20 protein-coding genes are annotated in these 19,811 nt (G+C 69.1%); 19 read left to right on the top strand and 1 reads right to left on the bottom strand.

Features of this window, described 5'->3' with window-relative positions:
* The first annotated feature begins 3 nt into the window (after nt 1–3).
* The 19 genes from thrC to ACYVK3_RS01125 all read left to right on the top strand — a co-directional run bounded on the left by thrC (nt 4) and on the right by ACYVK3_RS01125 (nt 19,176).
* On the top strand, nt 4–1,074 hold the full coding sequence (thrC, locus tag ACYVK3_RS01215; RefSeq protein WP_460495405.1) for a threonine synthase: 1,071 nt from the start codon (nt 4–6) through the stop codon (nt 1,072–1,074).
* Nucleotides 1,071–1,952: a homoserine kinase gene (gene thrB, locus ACYVK3_RS01210; protein WP_460495404.1), complete on the top strand. Its 882-nt coding sequence runs from the start codon at nt 1,071–1,073 to the stop codon at nt 1,950–1,952. The genes thrC and thrB overlap by 4 nt, the downstream gene beginning before the upstream one ends.
* Nucleotides 1,953–2,644: 692 nt before the next feature.
* Nucleotides 2,645–4,558, top strand: a complete 1,914-nt coding sequence (gene rho / locus ACYVK3_RS01205; protein WP_460495602.1) for a transcription termination factor Rho — start codon at nt 2,645–2,647, stop codon at nt 4,556–4,558.
* Nucleotides 4,559–4,759: 201 nt separating this feature from the next.
* On the top strand, nt 4,760–4,990 hold the full coding sequence (rpmE, locus tag ACYVK3_RS01200) for a 50S ribosomal protein L31 (protein ID WP_460495403.1): 231 nt from the start codon (nt 4,760–4,762) through the stop codon (nt 4,988–4,990).
* 96 nt (nt 4,991–5,086) lie between these two features.
* The gene (prfA, locus tag ACYVK3_RS01195) at nt 5,087–6,178 is read left to right on the top strand and encodes a peptide chain release factor 1 (protein ID WP_460495402.1); all 1,092 of its coding nucleotides are present in this window, start codon (nt 5,087–5,089) and stop codon (nt 6,176–6,178) included.
* Nucleotides 6,165–6,998, top strand: coding sequence for a N5-glutamine methyltransferase family protein (gene prmC, locus ACYVK3_RS01190; protein ID WP_460495401.1), 834 nt, complete (start codon nt 6,165–6,167; stop codon nt 6,996–6,998). Before prfA ends, prmC begins: the two co-directional genes overlap by 14 nt.
* 5 nt (nt 6,999–7,003) lie before the next feature.
* On the top strand, nt 7,004–7,726 hold the full coding sequence (locus ACYVK3_RS01185) for an L-threonylcarbamoyladenylate synthase (protein ID WP_460495400.1): 723 nt from the start codon (nt 7,004–7,006) through the stop codon (nt 7,724–7,726).
* Nucleotides 7,723–8,271, top strand: a complete 549-nt coding sequence (locus tag ACYVK3_RS01180; RefSeq protein ID WP_460495399.1) for a low molecular weight phosphatase family protein — start codon at nt 7,723–7,725, stop codon at nt 8,269–8,271. Before ACYVK3_RS01185 ends, ACYVK3_RS01180 begins: the two co-directional genes overlap by 4 nt.
* Nucleotides 8,272–8,306: 35 nt before the next feature.
* The gene (locus ACYVK3_RS01175; RefSeq protein WP_460495398.1) at nt 8,307–8,672 is read left to right on the top strand and encodes a hypothetical protein; all 366 of its coding nucleotides are present in this window, start codon (nt 8,307–8,309) and stop codon (nt 8,670–8,672) included.
* Nucleotides 8,673–8,814: 142 nt separating this feature from the next.
* Nucleotides 8,815–9,033, top strand: coding sequence for an AtpZ/AtpI family protein (locus ACYVK3_RS01170; protein ID WP_460495397.1), 219 nt, complete (start codon nt 8,815–8,817; stop codon nt 9,031–9,033).
* Between the two features lie 32 nt (nt 9,034–9,065).
* On the top strand, nt 9,066–9,872 hold the full coding sequence (gene atpB / locus ACYVK3_RS01165) for a F0F1 ATP synthase subunit A (RefSeq protein WP_460495396.1): 807 nt from the start codon (nt 9,066–9,068) through the stop codon (nt 9,870–9,872).
* An 87-nt stretch (nt 9,873–9,959) separates the two neighbouring features.
* A complete protein-coding gene (locus ACYVK3_RS01160; protein ID WP_100446671.1) occupies nt 9,960–10,169 on the top strand; it encodes an ATP synthase subunit c family protein in 210 nt (69 codons plus the stop codon).
* An 18-nt stretch (nt 10,170–10,187) separates the two neighbouring features.
* The gene (locus ACYVK3_RS01155; protein ID WP_460495601.1) at nt 10,188–10,730 is read left to right on the top strand and encodes a F0F1 ATP synthase subunit B; all 543 of its coding nucleotides are present in this window, start codon (nt 10,188–10,190) and stop codon (nt 10,728–10,730) included.
* The gene (locus tag ACYVK3_RS01150; protein WP_460495395.1) at nt 10,730–11,569 is read left to right on the top strand and encodes a F0F1 ATP synthase subunit delta; all 840 of its coding nucleotides are present in this window, start codon (nt 10,730–10,732) and stop codon (nt 11,567–11,569) included. The genes ACYVK3_RS01155 and ACYVK3_RS01150 overlap by 1 nt, the downstream gene beginning before the upstream one ends.
* A gap of 60 nt (nt 11,570–11,629) precedes the next feature.
* On the top strand, nt 11,630–13,264 hold the full coding sequence (atpA, locus tag ACYVK3_RS01145; protein ID WP_460495394.1) for a F0F1 ATP synthase subunit alpha: 1,635 nt from the start codon (nt 11,630–11,632) through the stop codon (nt 13,262–13,264).
* A gap of 2 nt (nt 13,265–13,266) precedes the next feature.
* Complete coding sequence (locus ACYVK3_RS01140; protein ID WP_460495393.1) at nt 13,267–14,205, top strand: F0F1 ATP synthase subunit gamma; 939 nt, start codon at nt 13,267–13,269, stop codon at nt 14,203–14,205.
* A 2-nt stretch (nt 14,206–14,207) separates the two neighbouring features.
* Nucleotides 14,208–15,635 (top strand): F0F1 ATP synthase subunit beta, encoded by a 1,428-nt coding sequence (atpD, locus tag ACYVK3_RS01135; protein ID WP_460495392.1) that lies wholly within the window; start codon nt 14,208–14,210, stop codon nt 15,633–15,635.
* Between the two features lie 249 nt (nt 15,636–15,884).
* Entirely contained in the window at nt 15,885–17,042 is a 1,158-nt protein-coding gene (locus tag ACYVK3_RS01130) for a hypothetical protein (protein ID WP_460495391.1), read from the top strand.
* A gap of 25 nt (nt 17,043–17,067) precedes the next feature.
* Nucleotides 17,068–19,176 carry an acyltransferase family protein gene (locus tag ACYVK3_RS01125; protein WP_460495390.1) on the top strand — a complete coding sequence of 703 codons (2,109 nt, stop codon included), beginning with the start codon at nt 17,068–17,070 and terminating at the stop codon, nt 19,174–19,176.
* On the opposite strand, the gene ACYVK3_RS01120 is transcribed toward ACYVK3_RS01125, so the two are convergent.
* Nucleotides 19,173–19,700, bottom strand: coding sequence for a hypothetical protein (locus tag ACYVK3_RS01120; RefSeq protein ID WP_460495389.1), 528 nt, complete (start codon nt 19,698–19,700; stop codon nt 19,173–19,175). The two genes, ACYVK3_RS01125 and ACYVK3_RS01120, sit on opposite strands and share 4 nt — an antisense overlap.
* Nucleotides 19,701–19,811 lie beyond the last annotated feature (111 nt).

The raw sequence follows: 19,811 nt of genomic DNA, 5'->3' as shown, positions 1-19,811 counted from the left end.
GACATGTCCGAATCTGCAATGCGCCCCGGCTGGCGTGGCCTGATCGAAGAGTTCCGGGACCGGCTTCCGGTCACCGACGCCACCCCCGTCGTGACGCTCCAGGAAGGCGGCACGCCGCTGGTGCCCGCCCCGGTCATCTCGGAGAAGACCGGCTGCGACGTCTACCTCAAGGTCGAGGGGCTCAATCCGACCGGGTCCTTCAAGGACCGCGGCATGACCATGGCCGTCTCCAAGGCCGTCGAAGCGGGCTCCAAGGCCGTCATCTGCGCCTCCACCGGTAACACCTCCGCCTCCGCGGCCGCCTACGCCGCGCGCGCCGGCATCACCTGCGCCGTGCTCGTCCCGGCCGGGAAGATCGCCCTCGGCAAGCTCGCTCAGGCCCTCGTCCACGGAGCGAAGCTGCTCCAGCTCGAGGGCAACTTCGACGACTGCCTCGCCATCGCCGACAAGCTCTCCCAGGACTACCCGGTGACGCTCGTCAACCACATCAACCCGAACCGGATCCAGGGGCAGAAGACCGCCGCGTTCGAGGTCGCCGCCGTCCTCGGCGACGCCCCGGACGTCCACTGCCTGCCGGTCGGCAACGCCGGGAACATCACCGCCTACTGGCTCGGCTACAACGAGGACCGCGAGGCCGGGAACATCACGAAGTTGCCGAAGATGCTCGGCGTCCAGGCCGCCGGCGCCGCGCCGATCGTGAACGGCCACGTCGTGGAGCACCCGCAGACCATCGCCACCGCGATCCGCATCGGCAACCCGGCGTCGTGGACGAAGGCCCTCGACGCCGAGAAGGAGTCGGGCGGCAAGATCATCGCCGCGACCGACCGCGAGATCCACGCCGCTTACATGCTCCTCGCCCGCTCTGAAGGCGTCTTCGTCGAGCTCGCCAGTGCCGCCTCCGTGGCCGGGCTGCTCAAGCAGGCCGAAGCCGGATTGCTCGACAAGGGACAGACCGTGGTGTGCACCGTGACCGGCAACGGCCTGAAGGACCCCGACTGGGCCGTCTCCACCGCGCCCCAGCCGCAGACGGTGCCCGTCGACGTCGTCCAGACCGCCCGAGCGCTGGGCCTATGAGGCGCTCGGCCACCGTCCGCGTGCCGGCCACCAGCGCCAACCTCGGCCCCGGCTTCGACTCCCTCGGTCTCGCGCTGGGGCTGTTCGACGAGGTGACCGCCGAGACCGATGCCTCCGGCGTCCGCGTCGAAGTGGAAGGCGAAGGCGCCGGCACCGTCGCGAGCGACGAACGCCACCTCGTCGCGGCGACCATGCTGCGGACCTTCGCGGCGCTCGGCGTACCCGCCCCCGGCCTGAGGCTGCACTGCCGCAACCGGATCCCGCACGCGCGCGGGCTCGGCTCGTCCTCGGCGGCGATCGTCGCCGGGGTCATGCTCGCGGACGAGCTCGCCGGCGCCGGCATGTCCGAGGCCGACAAGCTGGCGCTGGCCGGTGCGATCGAGGGTCATCCGGACAATGTCGCGCCGTGCCTGCTGGGCGGCTTCACCATTGCCTACACCACTGATGACGGGGCACGGGCGGCCGCGCTCGAGCCCTCGCCGCTCATCCGTCCGTGGGTGTTCGTGCCCTCGCGCCAGGGCCTGACGGCCGCCGCCCGCGCGGCGCTGCCCGAGCACGTCTCCCATGCCGACGCGGTCTTCAACCTCTCGCGGGCGGCCCTGCTGGTCGACGCGGTCACCCGTGAGCCCTCGCGGCTCTTCGAGGCCACCGAGGACCGGCTCCACCAGCCCTACCGTGCCGAGGGAATACCGGAGAGCACCCGGCTGTTGAAGGAGTTGCGTTCCGCTGGGATGGCGGCCGCGGTTTCGGGGGCGGGACCGACCGTCATCGCCCTGAGCGTCGACGGTGGGCCCGTACCGCACGAGCCCGAGGGCTTCACATGCTTGAAGCTCGACGTCGCCGACGGGGCCGCGATCGTCCCTAGCAGGGGCAACTGATGGTTCTGCAGGCATTCCCAGGGCCGAAGGCAAGTGATCCTCGGGTCCGTTGGTGATAGTGGGCCAGATGCGCTACTATTCCCCGTAGACGACCACCCGGTGTCGTGACTGCTTGAAGCCTTGATTATGCTTGTAGTCACAACAGCTGCGGCGCATCCAGCGCACGCCTGATCTCTTGTTTGGGTCATCACCCTCAATCATGGATTTGTGACTTTGCATAGCTCTAGCGTGACATGGCACAGCTCTGACTTCGCATCCGTGAAGTTCCACGTGTGGCGCTGGGGCCTCGGCCCCGGCGAGGATCGCAATCACGTTTCGCACCGTGCGCGTCGATCATCTCTCGCGGGCTGTGGAGTCGCAGACCCAGATGCTCCGTCGGAGCAGGGACCGTCTGCTCAGCCGACTGTCCCAGGGTGTACCCAGGACCAGCTGTTGCACCACAACCACCGCGACCATTCGATGAGCGCGCGGTGGGCGACGCGATGGCGGGACGCAAACCAGAACATCGGCATTGCGGCTATTTGAAAGACGCGGAAACTCCTCGAATTCAATTCGAAGTTGTCCGCCAGGGAAGGAATCCATTGAGCGACACCACCGGCACGACGTCGGACCGGAATAGCAGTGCGGCGTCGGCTCCGGGAACGCTCCCGGAGACGAAGAAGCGTCGCCGGGCAGGAACCGGTTTGGCCTCTATGCTGATGCCCGAGCTCCAGCAGATGGCGCAATCGCTCGGCATCACCGGCGTTGGCCGGATGCGCAAGAGCGAACTCATCGCGGCCATCCAGACGCAGCAGGCAGACGGCTCGGAGACCGGCGGTGCCAGCGCAGAACAGGAGGCCCCGCCAGTGCCTGACTCCGAACACACACCGACCAATGAGGTCTCGTCGACCACCGTCGACGACGCCCCGACCGAGACCGCTGTCGCGGAAAGCACTGCCGGCGGCTCCACCGAGGGCGCCGACGAAGGCGTCGACGCCAAGGGCGGCGCCGTTCGACGCGCCACCCGCCCGGCAGGACCGCCGCAGCCGCGACGCCGCCAGGAACAAGGCGACACCCGCGAGCCCGCCGGTGACGAGCGGTCCTCCGCGCAGGCGGAAGCGACCGAGACGTCCACGCGAGCCACGGACGAGTCCGATGAGGACCGCCCGGTCCGCCGACGCCGCGTCCGCGGCGGCGAGCGGAACGAGCAGTCCGAGTCCCGCGCCGAGCGCCGGACCGAGGAGTCCGAGACCACCGAGCGCGAGGACCGGGGCGAGCGCCGCGGCGACCAGCGAGACCGCGACCAGCGAGGCGACCAGCGCGATCAGCGCGGCGACCGCGACGACCAGGGCGACGGCAACCGCCGCCGCAAGCGTCGGGACCGCTCCGACCGCCGCCGCTCCAGCGGCAACAACAACCGCGGCACCGAGGACTTCGAGCGCGGCGGCAACCAGAACGACGAGCAACTCGTCCCGGTCGCCGGCATCCTCGACATCCTCGACAACTACGCGTTCATCCGCACCACCGGCTACCTCGCCGGCCCGGACGACGTCTACGTCTCGATGTCGCAGGTGCGCAAGCACCGGCTGCGTCGCGGCGACGCGATCACCGGCGCCGTCAAGCCCGGCCGCGGCGGCGGCAACGACGAGGGCAACGGGCAGGGCGGCGGCAAGCAGCAGCGCCGCGAGAAGTACAACCCGCTCGTGCGCCTCGACACCGTCAACGGCATGAGCCCCGACGACGCCAAGAACCGCGAGGACTTCTACAAGCTGACGCCGCTGTACCCGCAGGAGCGTCTGCGCCTGGAGACCGAGCCGAACGCGATCACCTGCCGGGTCATCGACCTGGTGGCGCCGATCGGCAAGGGCCAGCGCGCCCTCATCGTCTCCCCGCCCAAGGCGGGCAAGACGATGGTGCTCCAGGCGATCGCGAACGCGATCACCACGAACAACCCGGAGTGCCACCTCATGGTGGTCCTGGCCGACGAGCGGCCCGAAGAGGTCACCGACATGCAGCGCTCGGTCAAGGGCGAGGTCATCGCCTCGACCTTCGACCGCCCGCCGTCGGACCACACCACCGTCGCCGAACTCGCGATCGAGCGCGCCAAGCGCCTGGTCGAACTCGGCCACGACGTGGTCGTCCTCCTCGACTCCATCACGCGGCTCGGCCGGGCGTACAACAACGCCTCGCCCGCCTCGGGGCGGATCCTGTCGGGCGGCATCGACTCCACCGCGCTGTACCCGCCGAAGCGATTCCTGGGCGCGGCCCGGAACATCGAGCACGGCGGCTCGCTGACGATCCTCGGCACGGCGCTGGTCGAGACCGGCTCCATGGGCGACACGGTCATCTTCGAAGAGTTCAAGGGCACCGGCAACGCCGAGCTCAAGCTCGACCGCAAGATCGCCGAGAAGCGCACCTGGCCGGCCATCGACGTCCACCAGTCGAGCACCCGCAAGGACGAGCTCATGATGAGCCCGGAGGAGCAGGCGGTCATGCTCAAGCTCCGCCGCGTGCTCGCGTCGCTCGAGCCGCAGCAGGCCATCGACCTGCTCATCGACCGGCTCAAGAAGACGCAGACGAACGCCGAGTTCCTCATGCAGATCGTGAAGACGACGCCCGGCGATTAGCGCAGCGCACCCGTGAGGCCGCTCTGGCTGAGAGCGGCCTCACGGCCTAGAATGGTGTGCTGGCGCGTCCGACGGGGCGCGTGGCCATGGCGACGCTTGCGGAGCCGTACAGTGGCAGAACCAAGAGCCTCGAGTGTCGAGGCCCGATGCGGTACCGGTTCACGGCGCGAGCCGACCCGGCGACCGAGAGAAAGGGAAGCAATGAAACAGGGCATTCACCCTGAATACGTCGTCACCGAGGTGACCTGTTCCTGCGGGAACAGCTTCACCACCCGTTCGACGATGGCCAGCGGCAAGATCCAGGCGGCGACCTGCAGCAAATGCCACCCGTTCTACACGGGCAAGCAGCGCATCCTCGACACCGGCGGTCGCGTGGCCAAGTTCAAGGCCCGCTACGCCAAGGCCCAGGAGAAAGCCGAGGCCGGCAAGTAGCTTCGCTGCGCAGCGCTCGTGTCCTTGACACGGGCGCTGCGCGCTTTTTGTGTCCATATCTACTTTCCGATCGGCTCTGACTCGAAGGGACCACCCATGTCTACCGCCGCCGACAACCGCCTGGCCTCACTGCTCGCCGAGTACCACGACCTCGAGGCGCAGATGGGCGACCCCGCCCTGCACACCGATCAGGCCCAGGCCAAACGCGTCGGCCGCCGCTACGCCGAGCTCACCCCGATCGCCAAGACCGCCGCCGAGATCGCCGGCGCCAAGTCCGACCTCGAGACCGCCACGGAACTCGCCGGCGAGGACGCCGAGTTCGCCGAGGAGGCCGAGCGGCTGCGCAAGACGATCCCCGAACTCGAGTCCAAGCTCGCCGAGCTGATGATCCCGCGCGACCCCGACGACGCCAAGGACATCATCATGGAGATCAAGGCCGGCGCGGGCGGCGAGGAGTCCGGCCTGTTCGCCGGGGACCTCATGCGCATGTATCTGCGCTACTTCGAGCACCAGGGCTGGACCGTCGAGACCCTCGAACACGCCCCCACCGACCTCGGCGGTGTCAAGGACGCCTCCATCGCCGTGCGCACCAAGGGCCTGCCCGAAGGCGGCAACGGCGTGTGGTCCCGCATGAAGTTCGAAGGCGGTGTCCACCGCGTCCAGCGCGTGCCGGTCACCGAATCCCAGGGACGCGTCCACACCTCGGCCGCGGCCGTGGTCGTCATGCCCGAGGCCGAAGAGGTCGACGTCGAGCTCAACATGCACGACGTGCGCGTCGACGTCTACCGCTCCTCCGGTCCCGGCGGGCAGTCGGTCAACACCACCGACTCGGCCGTGCGGCTCACCCACGAGCCCACCGGCATCGTCGTCACCTCGCAGAACGAGAAGAGCCAGCTCCAGAACAAGGAGGCCGCGCTCAAGGTCCTGCGCGCCCGCCTGCTCGCCAAGCAGCAGGAGGAGGCCGAGGCCGCCGCCGGCGCCGCCCGGCGCCTGCAGGTGCGCACCGCCGACCGCTCCGAGCGGATCCGCACCTACAACTTCCCGCAGAACCGGCTCACCGACCACCGGATCGGCTTCACCGCGTACAACCTCGACCACGTCATGAACGGCGAACTCGACGAGGTGCTCGACGCCCTCGCCGCCGCCGACCGGGCCGAACGGATGGCCGGCGGAGATGAGCAGCATTAGCTGGACCGAGGCCGTCGCCGACGCCGCCGCCAGACTCGCGAAGGCCGGCGTCGACTCCCCGCGTGTCGACGCCGAGCTCCTGGCCGCACACGTCAGCGGACTGCGGCGGGGCCGGCTCCTCACCGCCGACGCGCCCACCGTCGCCGAGCTGACCGAGTTCGACGACCTGGTCGGGCGGCGCTGCGAGCGCGAACCGCTCCAGCACCTGACCGGCTCGGCCGCGTTCCGCTACGGCGAGCTCGCGGTCGGGCCCGGCGTGTTCGTGCCCAGGCCCGAGACCGAACTGCTCGTCGACTGGGCGCTGGAGCACCTGCCCAAGGGCGGCACCGTCATCGACGCGTGCTCCGGCTCGGGCGCGGTGGCCCACGCGATCGCCACCGAACGGCCCGACTCGCGGGTGTGGGCGGTCGAGATCGACCCCGACGCCTTCGAATGGCTGGAGTCGAACCTGCGCGGCACCGGCGCGACTCCCGTCCTCGCCGACGCCGTCGCCTCCGGCACGCTCGCCGAACTCGACGGCCAGGCGGACCTGGTCGTCGCCAACCCGCCGTACGTCCCGATGGACATCGAGGTCGCCCCCGAGGTCGACTTCGACCCCTCCGGCGCCGTCTACGCCGACGAGGCCGGTCTCGCGGTCATCCAGCCGCTGGCGCTGCGCGCCGCGCGCTGGCTCCAACCGGGAGGCTGGTACGGCTTCGAGCACGACGACACCCATGGCCGGGCCGCGCCCGAGATCCTCAGCGTCTCCGGCTTCACCGAAGTCGCCGACCACAACGACTTGGCGGGGCGAGCGCGCTTCGCCACGGGAAAGCTAGGCTAGTCGCCGTGAGGCTGTTCAACTGCAGGAAGATCAAAGACCGCGCCACCGGACTCAAATCGGCCACTCGAGCCGTGAACGGCGGCAGGCTCGTCGTGATCCCGACCGACACCGTCTACGGGATCGGATGCGACGCGTTCTCCCACTCCGCCGTGCGCGCGCTGCTCGACGCCAAGGGCCGCGGCCGCGACATGGCTCCGCCGGTGCTCATCGGCTCCAAGCGTGCCCTCGACGGCATCGCCTCGAACATCGCCGACTCGGCCAAGGAGCTCATCGACGCGTTCTGGCCCGGCCCGCTCACCGTCGTCGTGCCCTACACGCCCACGCTGACCTGGGACCTCGGCGACACCGACGGGACCGTGGCCGTCCGCATGCCGCTGCATCCGCTGGCGCTGGAGCTGCTCAAGGAGACCGGCCCGATGGCCGTCTCCTCGGCCAACAAGACCGGGCAGCCGCCCGCGGAGACCGCCGCCGACGCCAAGGCCCAGCTCGGCGCCGACGTCACCGTCTACCTCGAGGCCGGCCCCTCGGAGGACAACCAGCCGTCGACCATCGTCGACTGCGTGGCCGACCCGCCGCAGGTCCTGCGCGAGGGCGCCCTCAGCGTCGAGCAGATCCGCAAGATCGTGCCCGAGACCCTCGACACCGACGGCTACGGCCCCGGCGAGCGCCCCGAGGAGCAGGAGGTCGAGGAAGCGGTGGAACCGGAAGAGCTCGGAGGCGAGGGGTGAGCGCGCCGTTCACGGTCCTGCACGTGTGCACCGGCAACATCTGCCGCTCGCCGATGTCGGAGCGCATCCTCGACGGCCTCACCGGCGACGACGTGTACAACCACGGCGCCGGGATCTCCGCCTATCACGAGGGCGAGCCGATGCAGGAGAACTCGGTTCGCGAAATGGACGACCGCGGCTTCGCCTCCGAGGGCCACAGCGCCCGCCACATCGAGCGTGAGCACGTCGAGGCCTCCGACCTCATCCTCGTCGCCACCGCCGCCCACATCGAGTACATCGCCGACCGCTTCCCCGAGGCGGCCGGCAAGACCTTCCTCGTCCGCCAGTTCGGGCAGATCGCGGCGGACGCGGCGGCCGAGCTCCCCGAGGGCGACGCCACGGTCCGCGGCAAGGCCGTGGTCGCCGTGGCCGCCGAGCGCCGCGGCGACTACCCCGAGGAGGACCTGTCCGACCCGTGGGGCCTGGGCCGCCGCGTCTACTCCCAGATCGCCGACCAGCTCGAGGACGCCCTCGAACCGGTCGCCGACGCATTGGACGGCTCATGAAGACCGCGAGAGGATTCTTGAAACCCTGCTTCGCCGTGGCCGGGATCGCGACGGCCTTGGCCGCCGTCCTCGGCTGGATCGCCGAAGGCCCGAACGCCGCCGCCGGCGCGGCGCTCGGCGTCGCGGTCGTCTCCCTCGGCTTCGCCGGCTCCGTCTGGGCGATCGCCTGGGCCGAAAATATTGACCTTCGTCTCACTCTCCCCGTGGCGTTGCTCACGTACGTGGTCAAGTTGGCGGTCATCGGCGCCATCCTCTGGGCGGTTCGAGCGAGCGGCTGGGACGTGGTGTGGCCCATGGCCTTCGGCATCATCGGCGGCGCGCTCGCGTGGCTGACGACGCACGGAATCTGGCTGTACAGGGCCAAAATCCCCTATATCGAACTCGATAAGCACGCCTCGTGACGCGTCGTCCCATTGGCGGAACGGGCACTCCGCGCCATGCACCCGTTGTTTCGTTGAGGTTGACAAACGCGCACCGGCGCTGCTCACCCTCACGAGCCCGGCGCTCGCTTGCCACGCAAGTCCTGTTAGAGTTCACCCCGACATGGCCGACAAGAAATCCCCCGACGACACCCCCCAGCCCGACGGTTCGGAAATGGGCTGGCGTGCTCTCGGGTATCTCTTGTCCGGCATCATCTTCTGGGGTGGTGCCGGCTATCTCGTCGACCTATGGCTCGGACTGCCCAAAGTCGGACTCCTGGTCGGGATGCTTGTCGGTGCTGCAGCAGGTATGTATCTGCTGATCAAGCAAATGTCGAAGTAACTTGACCGACACTGACTGAGAGGCGTGACTCGGTGACCGACTCAGCCCAGGTGCTGGCCGCAGGCCATTTCCCTCCCGGGACCGACAGCTTCAACTACCGGGACTGGTTCACAGGCCTCAGTGAGACCGCTCTCGCCAATGTCTTCACCACGATTACGTTCGCCGTCTGGCTCTCCGTCGCCGTGCTGATCGTGTTCTTCCTGTGGGCCTACCGCAAACCGCAGGTCGTCCCCTCCAAGCGGCAGTGGTTCGCCGAATCCGCCTACGGCTTCATCCGCAACACGGTCGCTGTCGAAGTGCTCGGCAAACAGGTCGGCATCCGCTTCGCCCCCTATCTGACGACCCTGTTCCTGTTCATCGTGGTGATGAACTTCTGGGCCATCGTGCCCGCGGTGCAGATCTCCCCGAACGCCCACATCGCCTTCCCCGTGATGCTCGGCTTCCTGTCCTGGGTGATCTACAACTACCTGGGGGTCCGCAAGCACGGTTTCCTCGGCTACCTCAAGCTCACCTGCGTGCCGCCGGGAGCTCCCTGGTTCATCTACCCGCTCCTGATCCCGATCGAGTTCCTGCAGAACCTCATCCTGCGGCCGGTCACGCTGGCGCTGCGACTGTTCGCCAACATGTTCGCCGGGCACCTCATCCTGCTGGTGTTCATCCTGGGCGGCTTCGCGCTGCTCGAGTCCGACAACGTGTTCATCCAGGGCATCTCGGTGGTCTCGTGGGCATTCGGCATCGCCATGACCTTCTTCGAACTCATCGTCATCCTCTTGCAGGCCTATGTCTTCACGCTGCTGACGACCCTCTACATCCAGGGATCCCTCGCGGACGAACACTGAGTTCCGCCTCCGCCCCTCCAGATTTTCGAATTGAACACGTCGTGCGCGTGACGGACACGCCACGCTGACACCTAGGAGAAAAACGCCATGGAAGGCTCTGTCAACGTCATCGGTTACGGCCTCGCTGCGATCGGCCCCGGTATCGGTGTCGCCCTCGTCTTCGCCGCGTGGATCACCGCCACCGCCCGCCAGCCCGAGTCGGCCGGCATCACCCGCCCGATGCTGTTCATGGGCTTCGCGCTGGTCGAGGTTCTGGCCCTGTTCGGCCTGGTCCTCGCCTTCGTCCTGCCCGTATAGCCCACCACAAACGGAGCGATCATGATTCAAGCCGCCGAAGGAGGGGCCGGGATTCTCATCCCGGTCTGGCAAGAGATCGTCGTAGGTGCGATCGCCTTCGGTCTGCTGTGCTTCGTGCTCATGAAGTTCGTCTTCCCCCGCATGGAGAAGACGTTCGAGGCACGAGTCGACGCGATCGAAGGTGGCATCGAGCGAGCTGAGCGGGCCCAAGAAGAGGCCAACCAGACGCTCGAGGAGTACCGCCGCAAGCTGGCCGGCGCCCAAGAAGAGGCGGCGGCCATCCGCGACGAGGCACGTGCCGCCGCCACCGCGTCCAAGGAGGAGATCCTCGCCTCCGCCCGCGAAGAGGCCAACCGCATCATCGCGGCCGGCCACGCCCAGATCGAGGCCTCGCGCCAGCAGCTCGTCCGCGAGCTGCGCAGCGAGGTCGGCAATCTGGCCGTGGACCTGGCCGAGAAGATCATCGACCAGCGACTGGCCGAAGAAGCCTCGACCGAGCGGATCGTCGACCAGTTCCTCGCGCAGATGACCGACGACACGACTGCGAGCGGAGCACGCTGATGTCGACGACTGGACGCGAAAGCATCGAGGCCGGTCGCGAGACCCTGGAGGCGTTCGCCTCCGGGGCGACGGCCGAGCAGCTCGTCGACTGCGGCGATGACCTGCTTGACGTGACGCGGTTCCTCGTCGACCAGCCTCGGCTGCGTCGCGCCCTGTCCGACCCGTCCCGAGAGGCGGACGACCGGGAGGGCCTGGCGCGGCGACTGCTCGCCGACCAGGTCGGCGTGGCCGCGAGCGACATCGTGGCCACGCTGGTGCGAGGCCGATGGGGTACCACCGGCGAGCTCGTCAACGGATGCGAGCAGCTCGCCATCAAGGCGCTGCTGGCGGCCGGGGCGAAGGAAGGCACCCTTCCCGAGATCGAAGACCAGCTGTTCCGATTCGGGCGCCTGGTGGACGGCGACCCCGAACTGTCGTCAGTATTGGACTCGACGGGATCCGACCCCAAGGGCCGGGCCATCCTGGTCGAGCGCCTGCTCGACGGCAAGGCCGAACCGGTGGCCGTCAAACTCGCCGCCGCCGCTTGCTACGGCATCGGCGGGCGCGGCTTCCACGCCTCGCTGGCCCACCTCGTCGAGGCCGCCGCGGCGGCCCGTGACGAGGCCGTGGCCTACGTGACCGTGGCGAAACCGCTCGACGAGTCCGGTGAGCGTCAGCTCGCCGCCAAGCTCAGCCTCGTCTACGGTCGCCCCGTCGGTGTCAAGATCACCGTCGATCCGGCGATCGTGGGAGGCATCCGGGTGCAAGTCGGCTCGGACCTGTGGGACGGCTCCGTCTCGCGCCGTCTCGACGAAGCCCGCCAAGCCTTGGCCGGACGCCACTCCGTGGCTCATGGCTGAGATCCAGCCGGTAACTAGCAAGAGAACTCTGCTAAGAAAGAAAGTGAGGGCTACGTTCAGATGGCTGAATTGACCATCTCCTCCGACGAGATTCGTAGTGCGCTCGACGACTACGTCTCGTCTTACCGGCCGGAGATCTCACGTGAAGAGGTCGGTACCGTCACCAGCGCCGGCGACGGCATCGCCATCGTCGAGGGTCTGCCCTCGGCCATGGCCAACGAGCTGCTCGAATTCGAGGGCGGCGTCATGGGCCTCGCCCTGAACCTCGACGTCCGCGAGATCGGCACCGTCCTGTTGGGCGACCCGGTCAAGGTCGCCGAGGGCCAGAGCGTCAAGCGCACCGGCAAGGTCTTGTCCGTGCCGGTCGGCGACAAGTTCCTCGGCCGTGTCGTCGACACGCTGGGCAACCCGATCGACGACCTGGGCGAGATCGAGTCCGAAGGCGAGCGCGAGCTCGAACTCCAGGCTCCCAACGTCATGAGCCGCCAGCCGGTGACCGAGCCCCTCGAGACCGGCATCAAGGCGATCGACGCCATGACCGCGATCGGTCGGGGCCAGCGCCAGTTGATCATCGGCGACCGCAAGACCGGCAAGACCCAGGTCTGCATCGACACGATCATCAACCAGCGCGCCAACTGGGAGTCCGGCGACCCGAAGAAGCAGGTCCGCTGCATCTACGTGGCCATCGGCCAGAAGGGTTCGACCGTCGCCGGCGTCAAGTCGATGCTCGAGTCCCACGGCGCGATGGAGTACACCACCATCGTCGCGGCCAACGCCGACGAGCCCGCCGGTCTGAAGTATCTGGCGCCCTACACCGGTTCGGCCATCGGCCAGCACTGGATGTACGGCGGCAAGCACGTCCTCATCGTCTTCGACGACCTGTCGAAGCAGGCCGAGGCCTACCGGACCGTCTCGCTGCTGCTGCGCCGCCCGCCGGGCCGCGAGGCCTTCCCCGGTGACGTGTTCTACCTGCACTCCCGCCTGCTGGAGCGCTGCGCGAAGCTCTCCGACGAGCTGGGCGGCGGCTCGATGACCGGTCTGCCGATCATCGAGACCAAGGCCGGCGACATCTCGCAGTTCATCCCGACCAACGTCATCTCGATCACCGACGGCCAGGTCTACCTCGAAGAGGGCCTGTTCAACTCGGGCGTGCGGCCGGCCATCAACGTCGGTACGTCCGTCTCGCGTGTCGGTGGCGCGGCCCAGCCCAAGGGCATGCGCTCCGTCGCGGGCTCCTTGCGTCTGGACCTGGCCCAGTACCGCGAGCTGGAGGCCTTCGCGGCCTTCGCCTCCGACCTCGACGCGGCCTCCAAGGCGCAGCTCGAGCGCGGTCTGCGGATGGTCGAGCTGCTCAAGCAGGGCGTGGCCGAGCCGTTCCCGATGGGGGAGGAGACCATCTCCATCTGGGCCGGCACCGCCGGCGAGCTGGACGACATCCCGGTCGGGGAGATCCGCCGCTTCGAGGGCGAGTTCCTCAGCTACATGCGGGCCAACCACGCCGACGTCATCGCCACCCTGGGTGAGGGCAACACCAAGGTCACCGGCGACATCGAGCAGACCCTGAAGAGCGCCATCGCCAAGTTCAAGCAGATGTTCAAGGCCTCGGCCGACAGCATCGTCGTGAACGAGGAGCCCGAGGAAGCGCTCGAAGGCGAAGTCGACGTCGAGACCGTCAAGCGCGTCAAGAGGGGTTAGCCATGTCAGCGCAGCTTCGTGTGCTGCGGCAGCGGCTCAAGTCCACCCAGTCCATCAAGAAGATCACCAAGGCGATGGAACTGGTGGCCACGAGCCGCATCGCCAAGGCCCAGGAGCGGGTCGAGGCGTCCATGCCGTACGCCCGCGCCATGACGAACGTCATGACCTCGCTGGCGTCGAACGCCTCGATCAGCCACCCGCTGCTCCAGCCGCGGGAGCGGGTGCGCCGTGCCGGCGTGCTGATCGTGACCTCGGACAAGGGCATGTGCGGGGCGTACAACGCCAACCTGCTCAGGACCGCCGAGCAGCTCGTCGTCAGGCTCACCGAAGAAGGCAAGGTGCCGGTCCTGTACGTGACCGGACGCAAGGGCGTGTCCTACTACCAGTTCCGCGACCGCCCGATCGAGGCGTCGTGGACCGGGTTCTCGGAGCAGCCGAAGGTCTCGGACGCCCAGGAGATCACCAGGACGCTGCTGGCCGCCTTCATGGCGGGCGCGGACGACGGCGATGACGACGGGGGAGCAGACGGTATCCTCGGAGTGGACGAACTGCACATTGTCAACACCAGGTTCGTCTCGCTGCTGACGCAGACCCCCGAACCGCGTCAAATGGCTCCCCTCGAGATCGAAGAGGTGGAGGAGCACGAGCTCGACGAGCATGTGCTGCTTCCGGACTACGAGTTCGAGCCGAACCCCGAGGCGCTGCTCGACGCCCTGCTGCCGAAGTACCTGACGACTCGGATCTACGCGGCACTGATCGACGCCGCCGCGAGCGAGTCGGCTTCGAGGCGGCGGGCCATGAAGGCGGCGACCGACAATGCCGAAGACATGATCAAGACCCTGCGGCGGAGCGCCAACGCAGCGCGGCAGGCGGCGATCACGCAGGAGATCAGCGAAATCGTGGGCGGGGCCAGTGCCCTTTCCGCCGCAGGAAGAGAGTGACGATGACTGACACTGATGGAGTGGGGCGCGTCGTACGGGTCATCGGGCCGGTCGTCGACGTCGAGTTCCCGCGCAATGCCATGCCCGAGATCTTCAACGCGCTGCACGTTGACATCACCTACACCGGCGATGCGAAGACGCTGACCATGGAGGTCGCACAGCACTTGGGCGACAACCAGGTCCGCGCGATCTGCATGGCGCCGACCGACGGCCTCGTCCGGGGCGCCGAGGTGCGCGACACCGGCGCCCAGATCAAGGTGCCCGTCGGCGACGCCATCAAGGGCAAGGTCTTCAACGCGATCGGCGAGTGCCTCAACCTCGCCGAGGGCGAGGAGCTCCAGGCCGACGACTACTGGAACATCCACCGGCACGCGCCGGCGTTCGCGGAGCTGGAGCCGAAGACCGAGATGCTGGAGACCGGCATCAAGGTCATCGACCTCCTCGCCCCGTACGTCAAGGGCGGCAAGATCGGCCTGTTCGGCGGCGCCGGCGTGGGCAAGACGGTGCTCATCCAGGAGATGATCATCCGTGTCGCCCAGAACTTCGGCGGTTCCTCGGTGTTCGCCGGTGTCGGCGAGCGCACCCGTGAGGGCAACGACCTCATCCTCGAGATGGACGAGTCGGGCGTGCTGGACAAGACCTCGCTGGTCTACGGCCAGATGGACGAGCCGCCGGGCGTGCGTCTGCGCGTCGCGCTGTCGGCGCTGACGATGGCGGAGTACTTCCGCGACGTCAAGAACCAGGAGGTGCTGCTCTTCATCGACAACATCTTCCGGTTCACCCAGGCCGGCTCCGAGGTCTCGGCCCTGCTGGGCCGCATGCCTTCGGCGGTGGGCTACCAGCCGACGCTGGCCGACGAGATGGGCGAGCTGCAGGAGCGCATCACGTCGCTGCGCGGCAAGGCCATCACCTCGATGCAGGCCGTGTACGTCCCCGCGGACGACTACACCGACCCGGCGCCGTTCACCGCGTTCACCCACCTGGACGCGACGACGAACCTGGAGCGGAAGATCTCCGACAAGGGCATCTACCCGGCGGTCGACCCGCTGGCGTCGAACTCCCGCATCCTCGAGCCCGAGGTCGTCGGGTCCGAGCACTACCAGGTCGCCAGCCAGGTGAAGCAGATCCTGCAGAAGTACAACGAGCTGCAGGACATCATCGCGATCCTCGGCATGGACGAGCTGTCCGAAGAGGACAAGCTGGTCGTGGGTCGGGCGCGGCGCATCGAGCGGTTCCTGTCGCAGAACACCTACGCGGCCAAGCAGTTCACCGGCGTCGAAGGTTCCTTCGTCCCGGTGAAGGAGACCGTGGAGGCGTTCAAGAAGATCGCCGAGGGCGAGTACGACCACTTCCCCGAGCAGGCGTTCTTCATGTGCGGTGGTCTCGAAGACCTCCACAAGAACGAAGAGCAGCTCCGCAAGAAGGCCTAAGGCCTTCGAGCGCAGTCCTCGCCGCGGGCCCCGACTCCCACCGGAGTCGGGGGCCGCGGCCTTTGCTCGGAGGCGCGCCGACTGCCGCTCGCTTCGCTCACCGAGGCGGAAACTTGCTGCGAAATCTCGGGTGTCGCTCGTCATAGCAGTAAGAAGACGGGCCGTACCGGCGATAATCGAAGGGCCCGTGGCGCTTGCGATGGCGTGTCCTCCCGTGTATTTCATCTTCGGTCGGTAGCGTCCCGGGGCATGGGCGAATCCAACGCAACGTTCCACCCCGATCGCCATGTCCGCCCGTTCGAGCCCGGAACCCGCGTGATCCACATCGGTCCGCACAAGACCGGCACGACCGCGGTCCAGGGCTCCCTCCACGCCGCCCGCGAGCGCCTCGGCGAGCACGGGGTCTGGCTGCCCAGTCCCCGCCGCAACCCCGTCGACGAGGTCAAGGACGCCGTCGCTTCCAGGCCGGCCGACCCCACCCGCCCCGCCTGGCGGCGCCTTACCGAGGCCGTCGCGCGCACCGGCGACCGCGTCGGCGTCGTCAGCAGCGAGTTCTTCGCCGACGCCGACGCCGAGGCGTGCGGCCGCGTCGTCGACGGCCTCGGCGGCCCGAGCGTGCGCGTCGTCGTCACCCTGCGGCCCCTGGCCAGGATCATGCCCTCCCAGTGGCAGCAGCACGTCCAGAGCGGCATGTCCACCCGCTACGCGGACTGGCTCGCCGAACTGCTCCGCGAGGACTCCGACGACACGGCCACCAACGTGTTCTGGCACCGGCACCGCCACGACCGCTTCGTCGAGCGCTGGGCCGAGGCCGCCGGCCCCGAGCACGTCACAGTCCTCGTCGTCGACGACCGCGAACGCGACCGGCTCCTGCGCGACTTCGAGGCCGTCCTCGGCCTGCCCGAACACCTCCTCAGCCCTGCCAAGAACGCCGGGAACCGCTCACTGACCGCCGCCGAGACCGAGGCCGTCCGCCAATGCGCCGCGGCCTGCGCCGAGCGCGGCTGGTCCAAGGCGGTCTTCCGCAAGTACGTCCGCTACGGCGTCGTGCCGCGCATCAAGACCGGGCGCACCCCGCCGCCGGACGAGGCCCGCATCGCCACGCCCGACTGGGCGCTCGAGCGGGCCGCCGAGATCGGCTCGGCCATCGCCGACCGCCTCGCCGACAGCGGCGTCCGCGTCATCGGCGACCTCGATGTGCTGCGCGGCAAGTACATCGAACCCGCCGAGCCCGGAGACGACCGACTGGACGCGTCCGTCGCCGCCGAGGCCGTCCTCGGCTGCATGTCCGTGGCCATGCGCGAAAGCGAGGCCGCCGAGCCCGAAGCCGATCGGCACCGCTCAAGCTCGCTGCTCAAGACCGTGGCCCAGCGGGCCCGAGCGCGGCTCGCCGGGCACCGAGACTGACCGCCACTACCGCCGCAGGGAACACATGGCCAGCGCAACCGCCACGCAGCTCGCCGAACCGCCGGTTCGGAGCGCCCCGACGACGCACGCCCCGCCGAAAGCGGGCCACCCGTTCCGGCCCGACATCGAAGGCCTGCGCGCGATCGCCGTCGGCCTCGTCGTCCTCGGCCACGCCGGGTTCCCCCACCTCGACGGCGGCTACGTCGGCGTCGACGTCTTCTTCGTCATCTCCGGATTCCTCATCACCTCGCTGCTGCTGCGCGAGCTGACGGCCACCGGCCGCATCTCCGTGGCCGGCTTCTACGCCCGCCGCGCCACCCGGCTCCTGCCGATGGCCGCGACCGTCACCGTCGCGACCCTCGCCGCCTCGTGGCTGTGGCTCCCGCCGACCAGGTTCGCCTCCATCGCCGGCGACGCCCTCGCCGGCTCGCTGTACTTCGTGAACTACCGGCTCGCCGCCGAAGGCACCGAATACCTCAACGGCGACGAGGCGCCCTCCCCGTTCCAGCACTACTGGTCGCTCGCCGTCGAAGAGCAGTTCTACCTGGTGTGGCCGCTGCTGCTCATCGCCGTCGGCCTGCTCCTGCGACGCCGCCCCGAACTCGTCCGCGACGGGCTCACCGTCGTCCTCCTCGCCATCATCGGCGTCACCTTCGCGGCCGGCGCCGTCCTCAGCGGGCACGACCCCGTCTGGTCCTACTTCGGGCTCCACACCCGCGGCTGGGAACTGGCGATCGGCGCGCTCGTCGCGGTCGGCGCGACGGCCTTCGCGCGCATGCCGGGACTCGCGGCCGCGCTGCTCATGTGGGGTGGCCTGGCCGCGATCGTGTGGTCGTCGTTCGGCTTCGACGAGTCCACCGTCTTCCCCGGGACGGCCGCCGCCGTCCCCGTCCTCGGTACCGCCGCCGCCATCGCGGGCGGCTGCGCGGCCCCCCGCCTCGGCGCCGGCGGCATGCTCGGCCGCCCGGCCTTCCAGGTCCTCGGCAGGTGCTCCTACGGCCTGTACCTGTGGCACTGGCCGATCCTGATGATCGGCCCCGCCGCGCTCGGCGTCGAGGCGACCGTCCGCCTCAACCTCGTGCTCGTGGCCGCCGCGCTCGGCCTGACCGCGATCACCCACGAGGTCGTCGAGAACCCCGTGCGGTTCGCTTCCTGGTGCAAACGCCGCCCCCGCAGAGGCGTCGGCCTCGGCGTCGCCCTGACCGCCGTCTCGGCCGCCGCCGCGTTCGGCGCCGGCTCGCTGTTCGCGCCGCAGGCCGTCGGCACCGGCGAAGCGGTCGAGACGCCCGAGGTCGACACCGTCGCCGAGCTCAACGAGCTGATCCGCCGGAGCAACGCGATCACCGAGGCGCCGTCGAACCTGACGCCGACGCCGTTGGACGCCAAGAGCGACCTCGCCGAGATCTACGGCTCGGGCTGCCACGCGGCGACCGAGACCGTCGCGTTCGAGCCGTGTGTCTTCGGCGAGGAGGGCGGCGACACCGAAGTGGTCCTGTTCGGCGACTCGCACGCCGCCTCATGGTTCCCCGCGCTCGAACGGCTCGCGAGCGACCGCGGCTGGGAACTGACCTCGTACACCAAGAGCGGCTGCCCGGCCCCCGCGATCGCCAAGAACGCCGAGGCCCTCGGCGGGCGCTACCACCAGTGCGAGGAATGGCGCGAGCTGGTGATCCAGGAGCTCGTGGAGCGGCGCCCCGACATGATCGTGGTCGCCTCGAGCGAGAACAACACCCCCCTCACCGACGGGCTCGACGCCGACCAGACCTGGATCGAAGGCTGGAAGCGGACCCTGGAGCGGCTCCTGGGCACCGGCGCCGAGATCGTGCTGCCGTCCAACCCGCCGAAGTTCGGCGAGAGCGTCCCCGACTGCGTCTCGGCCAAACTCGACGACCTCACCGCCTGCGGTGGACCGGCCGACGAGCTCATCCGCCACCGCGAACGCGAGCAGCGGGTCCTCGCCGAGGCCGAGCGTCTCGGCGTGCACACCATCGACGTCACCGACTGGTTCTGCGCCGACGGACATTGCCCGGTGATCGTCGGGAACATGATCGCCTACCGCGACTCGCACCACTTCAACGAGACCTACGGCGTCTTCCTCGCGCCGGTCCTCGCCACGCGACTGCCCCAGATCTAGTCGTCGTCATCGCCGTCGTCATCCGACTGCGCGTTCACCCGGGGCCCGCCGTCGGCGCAGGAGGCGGTGTACTCCTCCTCGCCCGCGCCCTCGAACTCGATCTCGACGTCCTCGCCGGGACCCGCGTCGACCGAGGAGACCTGCCAGCCCTGCGCGGCCGACCACCACACCAGCTCGATCTGCGCGCCCGAACAGCGGGCCAAGAACGTGCCGCCGTCGCCGGAGAACACCTCCTCGCCTGAGTCGGCGCTGCCGCCGGGCACCTCGTCGAGCTGCCCGGTCGGCACCGGCGCGTCCGAGACCTCCGGGCTCGGCGACGCACTCGGCGACGCCTCCGCCGACGGCGAGCCATCCGGCGTCGCGGACAGGGCCTCGTCGAGCTGCGCCTGCACCTGCTCCTCCGACATCGGCTCGGTCGGCGAAGACAGGCTCCCGCCCTGCGCCAGCGCCACCGCGCCGACCCCCGCGGCCACCGCCACCGCCGCCGCGCCGGCCCAAGCCGCCACAACCCACTTCCGTTCCATGCCCCCAGCATGCCGCCTCGGACGTTAAGACGCGGATAAGGGCGCTCTAAGTCCCCGCCGCATCACCTCCGGCGGTGGAAATCGGGCCCGCCGGCGGCATAGAGTCCCCTG

Source organism: Glycomyces tarimensis (assembly GCF_054776215.1).
This window is presented reverse-complemented; position numbering and strand designations above follow the sequence as displayed.

What these genes read in the sequence shown, in the direction of transcription:
- ACYVK3_RS01125 (WP_460495390.1), top strand. Translation starts at nt 17,068, where the DNA reads ATGGCCAGCGCAACCGCCACGCAGCTCGCCGAACCGCCGGTTCGGAGC.
- ACYVK3_RS01150 (WP_460495395.1), top strand. Translation starts at nt 10,730, where the DNA reads ATGTCGACGACTGGACGCGAAAGCATCGAGGCCGGTCGCGAGACCCTG.
- thrB (WP_460495404.1), top strand. Translation starts at nt 1,071, where the DNA reads ATGAGGCGCTCGGCCACCGTCCGCGTGCCGGCCACCAGCGCCAACCTC.
- thrC (WP_460495405.1), top strand. Translation starts at nt 4, where the DNA reads ATGTCCGAATCTGCAATGCGCCCCGGCTGGCGTGGCCTGATCGAAGAG.
- rho (WP_460495602.1), top strand. Translation starts at nt 2,645, where the DNA reads ATGCTGATGCCCGAGCTCCAGCAGATGGCGCAATCGCTCGGCATCACC.
- ACYVK3_RS01160 (WP_100446671.1), top strand. Translation starts at nt 9,960, where the DNA reads ATGGAAGGCTCTGTCAACGTCATCGGTTACGGCCTCGCTGCGATCGGC.
- prmC (WP_460495401.1), top strand. Translation starts at nt 6,165, where the DNA reads ATGAGCAGCATTAGCTGGACCGAGGCCGTCGCCGACGCCGCCGCCAGA.
- prfA (WP_460495402.1), top strand. Translation starts at nt 5,087, where the DNA reads ATGTCTACCGCCGCCGACAACCGCCTGGCCTCACTGCTCGCCGAGTAC.
- rpmE (WP_460495403.1), top strand. Translation starts at nt 4,760, where the DNA reads ATGAAACAGGGCATTCACCCTGAATACGTCGTCACCGAGGTGACCTGT.
- atpD (WP_460495392.1), top strand. Translation starts at nt 14,208, where the DNA reads ATGACTGACACTGATGGAGTGGGGCGCGTCGTACGGGTCATCGGGCCG.
- atpA (WP_460495394.1), top strand. Translation starts at nt 11,630, where the DNA reads ATGGCTGAATTGACCATCTCCTCCGACGAGATTCGTAGTGCGCTCGAC.
- ACYVK3_RS01130 (WP_460495391.1), top strand. Translation starts at nt 15,885, where the DNA reads ATGGGCGAATCCAACGCAACGTTCCACCCCGATCGCCATGTCCGCCCG.
- ACYVK3_RS01120 (WP_460495389.1), bottom strand. Translation starts at nt 19,700, where the DNA reads ATGGAACGGAAGTGGGTTGTGGCGGCTTGGGCCGGCGCGGCGGCGGTG.
- ACYVK3_RS01140 (WP_460495393.1), top strand. Translation starts at nt 13,267, where the DNA reads ATGTCAGCGCAGCTTCGTGTGCTGCGGCAGCGGCTCAAGTCCACCCAG.
- ACYVK3_RS01170 (WP_460495397.1), top strand. Translation starts at nt 8,815, where the DNA reads ATGGCCGACAAGAAATCCCCCGACGACACCCCCCAGCCCGACGGTTCG.